Source organism: bacterium, assembly GCA_024742285.1.
Taxonomy (GTDB): Bacteria; Myxococcota_A; UBA9160; order UBA9160; family UBA4427; genus UBA4427.
The window spans coordinates 12,475-23,167 of sequence record JANSYR010000023.1; the positions used below are offsets into that span (position 1 = coordinate 12,475).

Consider the following 10,693-nt stretch of genomic DNA (forward strand, 5'->3'; position numbering starts at 1 on the left):
GGACCTCAAACGATCTCGTCCTCGTCGAGTTCCTTCACGCAGATCGGATGGGGCGAGAACTCGGGGCCCCCTTCCCATCCGGGAATCCGTGCCGCCTGGGCGAGCCAGGACTGCGCGAGGGATTCGTCGAGGGCGACGTCGTTGTTGTCGAAGGCCTCGGTGATCGACTCCCACAGGTCGCGCCCCCCGTTCTCCCACCACTCGGGGGCCGGGTTTTCGAAGTCGATCGCCAGCTTGACCATCCTGTTCATGCGTCCCCCTGCTTTCGTCGCACGCGCGGCTTCCACCCGTACGTTTCGAGGTCGATGCGCCCGCGCCGGTCGAAGTCGACGCCCTCGGATTCGAGGAGTGCGCGTTGGAGGTCGGCGAAGGCCCGCTCCCCCCGCGCGCTGATCTCCCCCTTCGCGTTGATCACGCGGTGCCAGGGAACGTCCTCGTCCCCGGTGAGCGCGTTCAACGCATACCCCACCTGACGCGCCGCCCGCGGCATTCCGGCGAGCGCGGCGACCTGTCCGTAGGTCGACACGCGCCCTTCCGGAATCCGCCGCACGACGCGGTAGACCGGAGACCAGCCGCTCATGCCGCGAGCCCGGAGTGGCGCAGCAGGGCCTCGGGCGTGGGCGCCCGACCGCGGAAGGCTTCGAAGACCTCCATGGGGGGCGCGCCGCCACCGAGGGCGAGCACGGTTTCCCGGAACCGCCGGCCGGTCTCGACCACGGCCGCCTCGTCCTCGAGTCCCGCGTCCTCGAACGCGGAGAAGGCGTCCGCCGACAGCACCTCGGCCCACTTGTAGCTGTAGTAGCCGGCCGCGTAGCCCCCGGCGAAGATGTGCCCGAAGCTGCAGAGGAAGCGGTCCTCCGGCAGCGGGGGCAGCACGGTCGTCTTCTCCGCCACGTCCCGCTGGACGTCGAAGATCCTCTGCCCCGAGGCCGCGAGATCTTCACGATGGAGTTTCATGTCCATCGTCGCGAAGTAGAGCTGTCGGAGCATGGCGCTGCCCGCCCGGAAGGTGCGCGCCGCCTCGATCTTCTCGAAGAGTGCGTCCGGGAGGGGCTCACCCGTTTCGAAGTGGCCCGAGAGGCCGATCAGGGTGGCGCGGTGGTAGCACCAGTTCTCCATGAACTGGCTCGGCAACTCGACGGCGTCCCATTCGATGTTGCGGATGCCCGATGCGAGGCCGTAGTCGACGCGGGTCAACATGTGCTGCAGGCCGTGGCCGAATTCGTGGAAGAGCGTGAGCACCTCGTCGAAGGACATGAGTGAGGGCCGGTCCCCGACCGGGGGCGTCTGGTTGCAGACGAGGTAGGCCACGGGCTCGCGCGCCGCGTCTCGCCCGAGCCGCGTCCGTCCGAGGCACTCGTCCATCCATGCGCCGCCTCGCTTGTCGCCCGGACGGCTGTAGGGATCGAGGTAGAACGCCGCGATCGGCGCGCCCGCTTCGTCCTTCACCCGGAAGAAACGCACGTCGGGATGCCAGGTGGGCGCCTCGCCGTCCGCCGCCTCGATCGAGACGCCGAAGAGACGCCCGGCCAGGGCGAAGAGGCCCTCGAGCACCCGAGGCATCGGGAAGTAGGGCCGGAGCTCCTCCTCCGAGTAGTCGAAGCGTTCCTCGCGAAGACGTTCGGCGTAGTAGCCCACGTCCCAGAGCGCGAGTCCGCCTTCGAGCCCGCGCTCCGTCGCGAACGACTGCAACGACGCGAGATCGTCCTTCGCCGCGTCGATCGAGGCCGTTCGCAGGTCCTCGAGCAGTCGGTCCACCTCCGTGACGGAGGGGGCCATCTTCGCGTCGACCGACAGGGCGGCGTAGCTCTCGAAACCGAGGAGTGCCGCCATCTCCTGGCGCAACTCGAGGATCCGCCCGATCAGCGGCGTGTTGTCGAGCTCGCCGCTCCCCGCCTTGGTCACGTGGGCGCGGTAGAGCTGCTCGCGCAGATCGCGCCTTTCCCCGTGCTCGAGAAAAGGAAGGAGAACCGGCGCATCGAGCGTGATCCGCCACGGGCCGGCCTCGGCCGTCGCGCTGGCCTCGCCCTCTTCCGCGGCGCTCTGGGCCGCCAGCGCCCGCAGGCTGTCCGGCGTGCCGGCCATCTCCGCCTCGTCGCGGAGCACGAGGGCGAAGGCCTTCGTCGCGTCGAGCACGTGGTTGCTGAATTTCGTCCCGAGCTCGGCGAGCTCCGCCTGGATCGCGTTGAAGCGCTCGCGCTCCGCATCGCCCAGGCCGACCCCGGCGTGACGCGCCTCGCGCAGGAGGCTCTCGACGATCCGCTGCTGCGCGTGCTCGAGGGTCGTGAACCGGTCGCTCGCGCGGAGGGCTTCGAGGCCGTCGTAGAGGGGCCGGCTCTGGGCCAGGCGCAGACCGAAGCCGATCACCTCGCCCTGGACCTCCGCGTGGGCCTCCCGGAGCGCATCGCTGTTCTTCACGCCCATCAGGTGGCCGACGAGCCCCCAGCCGTAGCCGAGTCGATCGGACATCGCCTCGAGTCGCTCGACGAGTCCGGTCCAGGTCGGCTCGAGATCGGCTTCCAGCGCCGTGAGCTCGTCCTCGAGCTCCGCGATCAGCGCACGGATCCCCGGCACGACGTGGCTCGCTTCGATCTCGTCGAATCGCGGCAATGCGCCTGCCGCATGGAGCGGGTTCGCTCCGTTCCCCTCTCGAGCTGCCGATCCGGCCACCGATCCCCCCCTCTTGGATGTCCGTCGACTGGACGATTCGTGCGTCGATCGGCCACATCCGAGGGGAAAATTAGCCACCCGAGCGCAACCAGCCCAGCATCGAGCCGGAATCCGGGTCCGATGGAATCAGGCCTGCCCGAGATCCTCGACGTCGATCGGGCACCCGCGCTCGTCCCAGGCCGCGAAGCGACGGCGGCGGGGGCGCGGGGGGCGTTCTTCGGAGGCAGGTCCCTCGGCCGCGAGCACGGGACGTCCGACGCGCGCGACGAGACGGGAAATCTCGTACGCGGTCCAGGCGACACAAAGCATGCCCAGCAGGGGGATCATCACGACTCCGGGGCGAAGAGCGGAGAGCCCGACATCGGGTTCCGTCCCTTCGTGGGGATCCGCGCCCGGTTCTCGCAGGAATCTTGAACGGATCCCGTCCCAGCGGAGGGAGTTGCCGCTCCGCTGCCCCCCGAAGAAGCGGATCAGCCGCGCGATTGCGTCTCCTCCGCCGATCGCGGCCCACCGCGGACGAAGAGCGAGAGCGCGACGGCGACCGCGACGTTCACACCGCAGCCCACCACGCCGACGTGGACGCCGGCCAGACGCGTGACGTCGCTGAAGGTCAGCGTGATCGAGAAGAGCGTGCCGGCGACGATCCCCGCCAGCACGGGCCCCGTCTGGAGCCTCGACCAGTGGAGCGCGATCAGGAACGCCGGGACGCACTGGATCAGGAGCTCCATCTTCAGCTCGATCAATCGCCAGAGCGTGAGCTCCCGGGCCAGCGCGAACGGAATCGTCGCGAGGAGCACCGCCGCCGCGAGCCGTTTCCCGAACCGGGTCGCCGCCGCGTCGCTCCCCTCCGCGCCGAGCAGATCTCGTGAGAGCAGCGACCCGAGCGAGAGCAGGCACGAGTCCGCCGTCGACATGATCGCCGAGAGCGCGCCCAGGAAGACGATCAGGGCCGCCGCGGTCGCGAAGCCCCCCGCGCTCCCCCACTCCGCCAGCAGCATCGGCACGACCCCATCGGTATCGACGGCGCTCTCGATGTCGAAGCGCGCGATCGCCGCGACGCCGATCAGCGTCACGACCAGCGTCGTCGCGAGGGGCATGAAGGTCATGCCGGCGAAGGAACGCCGCAGCGCCTGCCCGCTCTCCGCGGCGAAGACGCGCTGAATCGCCTGCGGATAGAGCACGCTCGCGAGCCCCATGAGCGCGATCGAGCTGAACCAGTTCGCGTTCATCCGAGCCGTCGGCGTCGCGACCTTCTCCGGAGCCTTCTCGGCCACCGCCCGCGTGATGGCCTCGAGCCCCCCGGATTCGCCGAGCAGCCAGACGAGGAGCGCCGAAAGACCGACGAGCATCGCGATTCCCTGCGCGGCGTCGGTCCAGGCGACCGCCCGCATGCCGCCCAGGGTCTCGTAGAAGAGGATCACGAAGGCCAACCCGACCACCCCTGCCTCATAGGGCACGATGCCACCCGTCACGACGCTCGCGACGTCGCCCATGGCCTTCAGCTGGGCGAGCAGGAAGTTGGCGAGCGCGAGGGTCATCAGGACCGCGACCGCCAGGCGGAGCGCTTTCGCCCACGGACCGCCGAAGCGGAGCCGCAGATAGTCCCCCGGCGTCACGAAGTGATGCCGGACCGCGAGGGGGCGCAGCTTCGGGACGAGCGCGTGGAAGGCGACGATGATCCCCATCATGAAGCCCGTCGCCATCACGAAGCTGTAGCCGTCGCGATAGGCCCGTCCCGGATAGCCGAGGAGGGAGTTGCCCGAGTAGGCCGTCGCGTAGAGCGTCAGGAACAGGACGAAGGCGCCGAGGGAGCGCCCGGCCAGGAAGTGGTCGGCGGGGGAATGGTCCTGCTTGGCCCGCCGCGCGATCTCCGCCACGGCGACCAGCGCCAGCAGATAGACCACGAGGGCGATGACGCCGACGATGCCGAAGTTCATCGCTCGCCCTCCGCCGGGCCCGCGAAGCCCTCGTTCTCGGGCAGGTCGTCGGGCACGTCGGTCGCTCCCCAGGCGAAGGCGTTGAGCACCGCGACGGCGACGTAACAGAGAACGGACACCGCGACCCAGTCAGGCAGCCCGAGCCAGATCGCCGGCGCCTCGCCGCTCTCGCGGTACCACGGGACCGACACGACGTAGAGCACCCCGATCAGGACCAGGCAGATCCTACGAACCATTGCGTTCACCCGGGGCCTCCGTCGTCCGACATCGAGCTCAGAATTCCTCGTCGTCCACGCCAGGGTCGAGCTCGAAGAGAGCGCCCTGCTCGGCCTTCTCCTCGTCCTCGAGGCAGCGCGGGCCTTCGTGGCGCGGATCGTTCACGTAGCGCGAGACCGGACGCCGATCGAGCGTACCCGGGATCGCCGGTCGCAGCAGCGCGAGGAGCGCCGCCTTCTCGCTCGTCGGATCGATCCAGCGCGCGTAGTCGGACGGATCGAGGACGACGGGCATCCGGTGATGGACGTCGGTGAGGTCGGCGTTCGCGTCGGTCGTGATCACCGTCGCCGACTCGATCACCTCGCCGCCCTCGCCGCTCCACGACTCGTAGAGGCCGGCGAACCCGAGCAGGGCCGTGCGGCCCGGGGTGAAGTGGAAAGGACGATGGTCGCGGTTCTTCGGAGTCCACTCGTAGAAGCCGTCGGCCGCGACCAGACAGCGCCGTCGTCGGAAGGCCGCTCGGAAGGAGGGCTTCTCCGCGACCGTCTCCGCCCGCGCGTTGAAGGTCCGATTCCCGATCGAGGGGTCCTTCGCCCAGCTCGGCACCAATCCCCAGCGCTTCCACGCGAAGGCGACCCCGCCGTCCGCCGGGACGAGGGTCAGGACGTCCCGCATGGGCGAGACGTTGAAGCGCGGACGGAGCGGCGCGCCGTCCAGCTCCCGAGCCCCGTCGCTCGCCACGAGCATCGCCATGGCCTCCGCAAAGTAGGCCGCGATCTCGTCGCCGGATCGCGTGAGGGTCAACCGCCCGCACACGGCCGACTCCTCGCAGCGCTCAACGGCCCGCACATGGCCGACTCCTCGCAGCGCTCAGCCGCCCGCACATGTCCCACTCCGAGCCGTTCGCATCCGGCCGCCCATGCGTCGCTCGTCCCCCTGCGCGTCCATCCATGGACCTTGCTAGATTAGCCGAGTCGTGGGGGACGATGTGAGAGAAGCGCAGGACGGCGCCGAGCCGGAGGTGTCGGAGGTGTCGGAGGTGAACTCGTCTGAACCGATGCCCTCCCTCGCACGCTTCCTGCTGCGCGGCGTGCTCGGCGGCGTGCTGATGGGCCTCGCGAACCTCGTGCCGGGGATCAGCGGGGGGACGATGCTCCTTGCGGCGGGCGTCTACCCGACCTTCATCGAGGCCATCGCCGACGTCACCCGCGGTCGCCTCACCCGCTGGCCGCTCTTCGTCCTCGGCACGATCGGCGGGTCGGCCGTCCTCGCGATCGGTCTGCTCGCGGGCCCGACCCGCGATCTCGTCCTCGACCATCGCAGCCTGATGTACGCGTTCTTCATCGGGCTCACCCTCGGTGGGCTGCCGCTCGTCTGGCGCCTCGCCCGTCCTGCGACGCCCGGCGTCTGGGGCGGCGCCGCGGCGGCGTTCGCGCTCATGGTCGCGATGGCCTTCGGCGCCGAGGGGAACGGCGGCTCGGGCGCGAGCCCGTTCCTGCTCGTGCTCTCCGGTCTCGCCGGCGCATCCGCCATGATCCTTCCGGGCATCTCCGGGGGCTACCTGCTCCTCCTGCTCGGTCAGTACGTGCCGATCCTGGGCGCGATCGACGACGCCAAAGAAGGACTGATCGGAGAAGCGGGCTTCGACCCCGGTCTCGTCCTCGGTGCGATGGAGGTCGTGATTCCGGTCGGGATCGGCGTGGTCCTCGGAATCGTCGGCGTGAGCAACGGGCTCCGCTGGCTGCTCGACCGCTACGAGAAGCCGACCCTGGGCGCCCTGCTCGGCCTGCTCCTCGGCGCGGTCATCGGCCTCTATCCCTTCCAGGAAGCCGTGCCCCCGCAGCCGGGTTTCACCCATCGCGGCGTCGAGATCCCGGTCGAGGAGCTCGACGACGTCCCGCGCGAGGACTGGCCCCTCGAGCGCTACTCGCCCAGCGGCACCGATCTCGCCGGCGCGGGCGGGGCCTTCGTGGCTGGCCTCGGGCTCACGCTGTTGATCGCCCGCGTCGGGCGCGACCCCGACGAAGACGAGTCCCGGGTCTCGAGGGCCTCGCCGGGCCCCACGGATGTGCCGATGAGGAAGCCCGCTTCCACTCCGGAGGAAAACGACTTCCGCTGACCGTCGCCTGCGCATACGCAGATCGGCGGCATTCGGAGCGGCAAGCGCGCGGCCCCGAAACGTTCGCGTCCCGCGACCGCTCGCGAGCACGGATCTTGCTCTCTCTGCGTACGGAGGCCCGCAATCAGGCGGGGTCGTCGGAATCGGGGAGAGTGCGAGCGATGCCGTCGAGCACGATGGGGCTGCTCTGTTTCGTGATGGGGCTGCTCTTCGCCTTCGTCGTCCTGACGCCGTTTCTCGAGCAGGCCCTCTAGCGCCGACCGCGGGGACCCGGGCGACCCCTGGGCTTCGTGCCGGGTCGCTTGCGCGCAGCGCCCTTGGACGGACGGCGCGTGGCCCCCGCCTTCTTCCGGGCGGCCTTCTTGCGGGCCGCCTTCTTGGGCGCTCGCCGCGCACTCGGGCGTGCCGCCGCGCTCTTCTTCCGGGCGGCCTTCTTGCGCGGCCCGGCCGGACCGGCGCGTTCGCCCCGTGCCGCCTGGGCTCGGGGACCCGACGGCGGCGATCTTCTCGCCGCGGAGGTCATCGCCTTCGGTGACGACGGCGGAGATCTTCGCACCGACGAGGACGTCGCCTTCGGTCCCGACGGCGGAGATCTTCGCGTCGGGGAGGACGTCGCCTTCGGTCCGGACGGCGGGGACCGTCGACCGTCCGACTTCGCTGCCCGCGGACCGGAGGGCGGCGACCTTCGGGCGCCCGCCTTCTTCTTCGCCGGCCGGCGCGCTCCGCTCTTGCGGGGCGGTGCCGCGAGGTCGTCACGCCCGGAGCCCGAGCGTGCGGCCGCGGCGACCGGCTCTCCTGCGCGAAGTCGTCGCACGTGCTCGAGCAGGGCCCGACGCTCTTCGGGCCGCAGGGCCCGCGACTCGCCGACGGGCAGTCGACCGATGCGGAGCGGTCCCATCCGTACGCGCACGAGCCGGCGGACCGGGAATCCGAGCACGAGGAGGCTCCGGCGGATCTGGCGCTTCTTGCCCTCCACGAGCGTGAGGGAGAGCGACGTCGTGTGCGAATCGGGGTCGTAGCGGACGTCCTCGACCTGCGCGCGCGCGGTCTTGCCCTCGTCGAGGCTGACACCCCGCTCGAGTCGACCGATCGCCTTCGCGTCGAGCTCCCCCTTCACGTTCACGCGGTACTCCCGTTCGTTTCCGAGGGAGGGATGGAGGAGCGCGTGGGCCACGTCACCGTCGTTCGTCATGAGCAGGAGCCCCGACGTCTCGAGGTCGAGGCGGCCGACCGGGAAGAGCCGCCCCACCTTGGGCGGGAGCAGGTTCATCACCGTCCGCCGCCCCTCGTTGTCGCGCACGGTCGTGATCACGCCGCGAGGCTTGTTCACGATCCAGTAGGCGGGCTTGTCGCGGGCGAGGCGTTCTCCGTCGACGCGAATCTCGTCGACCAGGGGGTCCGCCTTGTCCCCCAGACTGGCGACGCGCCCGTTGACGGTCACCCGCTCTTCGACCAGGAACTGCTCGACGTCGCGACGGGAACCGAAGCCGGCCGCCGCCAGGAGCTTCTGGAGACGCTGAGCGCCGGCGTCCGAGGGCTTCGCGCTTCGACCGCCGGAAGCGCTCGACTTGCGGCCTCGTGCGGCGCTGGGCTTCGGGGCCGGCGTGGCACTGGCCTTCCGGCTCGGCTTGTCGGACGCCCGCTCGGGCATCGTCTTCGAGTACCGGCCGCGCGGGGGCCGGCCGTCCGGCGTGTCGTCGCGCGAGGCGGCGGAACGAGCGGGCTTCTTCGCGCGCGCCTTCTTCGGCTTCCGCGCGTGACGGGGAGAGGATCCGTGAGACATGCTGGGCTAGACGCGCGGGGCGTCATCCTCCTCGTCGGCGGGCTCGGCCGCGCCGTCCGCTTGCTCGGACGTCGAGGGGGCCGCCTCGGCGGCAGGCTCCGATTCGGTCGTGGTCGATGCGGCCTCGGCCGGGCCGCCGTCGTCACCCGTCTGCGACGCCGCGACCGCGCCGTCCTCGTCGGTCGCCTGCTCGGCGTCGGTCGTCGCGTTCTCGCCCTCGGCCTCGCCTTCGCCTGCGCCTTCAGCAGTGGTCGGCAAGGCATCCTCCGCCGTCTTCTCGAGGAGCCCCTGCTCCCGCGCCAGCTCGTCGAGCTCGCGCAGGGTGGGCAGGTCCTTGAGACGCTCGAGGCCGAAGACCTCGAGGAAGCGTCGGGTGGTTCCGTAGAGCATCGGTCGCCCGGGAACCTCGCGCTGTCCCGCGATCCGAATCAGATGACGGTCGAGCAGGCTCTTCACGGTCGCGCCCGCGTCGACGCCGCGCACGTCCTCGATCTCGGCGCGGGTGACCGGCTGGCGGTAGGCGATGATCGCCAGAGTCTCGAGGGCCGCCTGCGAGAGACGAAGTGCCCGCTCCTTCTGGAGCTTCTGGAGATAGCCCGAGAACTCGGCTCGGGTCCGGATCTGGTAGCCGCCGGCGACTTCCCAGATCTCGAAGGAGCGGTCCTGCTCGACGTACTCGGTGTTCAGCTCGTTGACGAGGTCCTTGGCCTGACCCGCGTTGCAGTACGGAATGATCTCCGCGATCCGCGCCGCCGATAGCGGCTCCGGCGACGACAGGATCAGCGCCTCGACGATACGTCGCTTCTCGCTGGCTTCCATTCGGCTCATGTGGATGGGGCTCCTGGCTGGCTCTCGGTGTGCGTCGTGGCGTCGACACGACCGACGAATCTCGAAGGGCGGGAGGATGGGGCTCGGCGGCCGCTACATCGTCTCCGTGATGCGTTCACGCCATTCCGGCGAGTCACTCTCGATCTGGGCTCGGCGTACGCGGATGGCACCTTCGGGCGTTCCCCTCTCGGAGATTCCCTGGTAGATCCGAAGGGCCGAGAGGCGGGCGAGCTCGAGGATCGCGAGGAAGGTCGCGACCAGGACGGGACGGGACGGGACTCCGCCGGCCTCGCCGGGCGACTCGAAGATCCGCATGAACTCGACCGTCTCGTTCTCTTCGAGCAGGTCCATCACGACCAGCATCCGGTCGCGCACGGTCACGCTCTCGGTCTCGACCTCGTGCTTGAGGCTCGCGCCCTTCGCGTTGTCGAGCACCTCCTTGAAGGCCGCGACCAGCTCGTAGAGCCCGACCTCGATCTCGCGCTCGCTCTCGGGGGTCTTCTCCGGACCGGGCCCCACGACGCTCCAGACGTCGCGCCCCAGGAGACGTCGCTTCGACAGCGTCTCCGCGGCTTCCTTGAAGCGCTGGTACTCGAGGAGGCGCTGGACGAGCTCGGCCCTCGGATCGACGGCCTCCTCTTCGTCCTCGGCCTCGTTCGGCAGGAGCATCCGGCTCTTGATCAGCGCGAGCGTCGCCGCCATCACGAGGTACTCCGCCGCGATGTCGAGGTTCAGCTCCTGCATCAGCTCGATCGTCTCGAGGTACTGCTCGGCGATACGCTGGATCGGGATGTCGGTGATGTCGACTTCGTTCTGCCGGATCAGGTGGAGCAGCAGATCGAGGGGCCCCTCGAAGACGGCCAGCTTGACCGCATAGCCGTCGAGGCCATCGGTGCGCTCGTCCGGGTCGGCACCCAGGGATTCGAGCACGCTGCCCTCGACATCGAGGGGAGCAGGGCCTTCTCCGACTTCCACGTCGCTTGCGCTCATCGATCGAAACCGTCCTGCATGGCTGCCTGGGGGGTGGCCGGGATCGGGGGCGCCTCCGCGGCACCGGGCGCGTGCCCTCGGCCTGCGGTCGCGAGGCGGATCCGACGCGCGTCGGGCCCCGTCCCTCTCTTCCGCAGCCGTCCGCCGAGC

11 protein-coding genes are annotated in these 10,693 nt (G+C 70.1%); 1 reads left to right on the plus strand and 10 read right to left on the minus strand.

Going from position 1 to position 10,693, the window contains the following annotated elements; translation table 11 throughout:
* Positions 1-5: 5 nt before the first annotated feature.
* The 7 genes from NXI30_27215 to NXI30_27245 all read right to left on the minus strand — a co-directional run bounded on the left by NXI30_27215 (position 6) and on the right by NXI30_27245 (position 5,672).
* Complete coding sequence (locus tag NXI30_27215) at positions 6-251, minus strand: hypothetical protein (GenBank protein ID MCR9097927.1); 246 nt, start codon at positions 249-251, stop codon at positions 6-8.
* The gene (locus NXI30_27220) at positions 248-580 is read right to left on the minus strand and encodes an MGMT family protein (GenBank protein ID MCR9097928.1); all 333 of its coding nucleotides are present in this window, start codon (positions 578-580) and stop codon (positions 248-250) included. The genes NXI30_27215 and NXI30_27220 overlap by 4 nt, the downstream gene beginning before the upstream one ends.
* A complete protein-coding gene (locus NXI30_27225; GenBank protein ID MCR9097929.1) occupies positions 577-2,610 on the minus strand; it encodes a M3 family metallopeptidase in 2,034 nt (677 codons plus the stop codon). Before NXI30_27225 ends, NXI30_27220 begins: the two co-directional genes overlap by 4 nt.
* 186 nt (positions 2,611-2,796) lie before the next feature.
* The gene (locus tag NXI30_27230; protein ID MCR9097930.1) at positions 2,797-2,997 is read right to left on the minus strand and encodes a hypothetical protein; all 201 of its coding nucleotides are present in this window, start codon (positions 2,995-2,997) and stop codon (positions 2,797-2,799) included.
* 143 nt (positions 2,998-3,140) lie between these two features.
* Positions 3,141-4,607: a sodium:solute symporter family protein gene (locus tag NXI30_27235; protein MCR9097931.1), complete on the minus strand. Its 1,467-nt coding sequence runs from the start codon at positions 4,605-4,607 to the stop codon at positions 3,141-3,143.
* On the minus strand, positions 4,604-4,843 hold the full coding sequence (locus NXI30_27240) for a hypothetical protein (protein MCR9097932.1): 240 nt from the start codon (positions 4,841-4,843) through the stop codon (positions 4,604-4,606). Before NXI30_27240 ends, NXI30_27235 begins: the two co-directional genes overlap by 4 nt.
* 37 nt (positions 4,844-4,880) lie before the next feature.
* Complete coding sequence (locus NXI30_27245; GenBank protein ID MCR9097933.1) at positions 4,881-5,672, minus strand: SOS response-associated peptidase; 792 nt, start codon at positions 5,670-5,672, stop codon at positions 4,881-4,883.
* Positions 5,673-5,862: 190 nt separating this feature from the next.
* Between NXI30_27245 and NXI30_27250 the strand changes: the two genes are divergently transcribed.
* Entirely contained in the window at positions 5,863-6,942 is a 1,080-nt protein-coding gene (locus NXI30_27250; GenBank protein ID MCR9097934.1) for a DUF368 domain-containing protein, read from the plus strand.
* A 250-nt stretch (positions 6,943-7,192) separates the two neighbouring features.
* Here the strand turns inward: NXI30_27250 and NXI30_27255 are convergent, their stop codons facing one another.
* The 3 genes from NXI30_27255 to NXI30_27265 form a co-directional block, all read right to left on the minus strand.
* Entirely contained in the window at positions 7,193-8,725 is a 1,533-nt protein-coding gene (locus NXI30_27255) for a pseudouridine synthase (protein ID MCR9097935.1), read from the minus strand.
* A 6-nt stretch (positions 8,726-8,731) separates the two neighbouring features.
* Positions 8,732-9,553: an SMC-Scp complex subunit ScpB gene (gene scpB, locus NXI30_27260; GenBank protein ID MCR9097936.1), complete on the minus strand. Its 822-nt coding sequence runs from the start codon at positions 9,551-9,553 to the stop codon at positions 8,732-8,734.
* Between the two features lie 93 nt (positions 9,554-9,646).
* On the minus strand, positions 9,647-10,543 hold the full coding sequence (locus tag NXI30_27265; GenBank protein ID MCR9097937.1) for a segregation/condensation protein A: 897 nt from the start codon (positions 10,541-10,543) through the stop codon (positions 9,647-9,649).
* Positions 10,544-10,693 lie beyond the last annotated feature (150 nt).